The 253-nt window shown below is 67.2% G+C and carries 1 protein-coding gene; it reads right to left on the minus strand.

Annotated features, from left to right (window positions below; genetic code table 11):
- Positions 1 to 7: 7 nt before the first annotated feature.
- The coding region (locus tag SB719_RS21435) for a hypothetical protein (RefSeq protein ID WP_412159926.1) at positions 8 to 253 on the minus strand (246 nt) is incomplete at its 5' end.

The raw sequence follows: 253 nt of genomic DNA on the forward strand, positions 1-253 counted from the left end.
GGTGGGGTCAGAACGACGCGGCGATGCCGGCCAGGATCACCAGGCCGACGCCCAGCAGCATCAGCACCGCCCAGATCACCAGGATGACGGTCGCGACCGTGCCCAGCCCGCGTTCCTGCCGCTCCGGAAAGCCGGTGTAGGCCCACTGGTCGACGACGTAGGTGCTGGCGACCAGGTCGTGCAAGCCCTGCTTGCGCCGGGTGAACAGCGCGACGAGATAGCCGATGTAGAGCGTCAGGTAGTTCAGCAGGTG

Origin of the sequence: Pantoea sp. SIMBA_079 (assembly GCF_046940275.1) — a bacterium.
Taxonomy (GTDB): Bacteria; Pseudomonadota; Gammaproteobacteria; order Enterobacterales; family Enterobacteriaceae; genus Pantoea; species Pantoea borealis.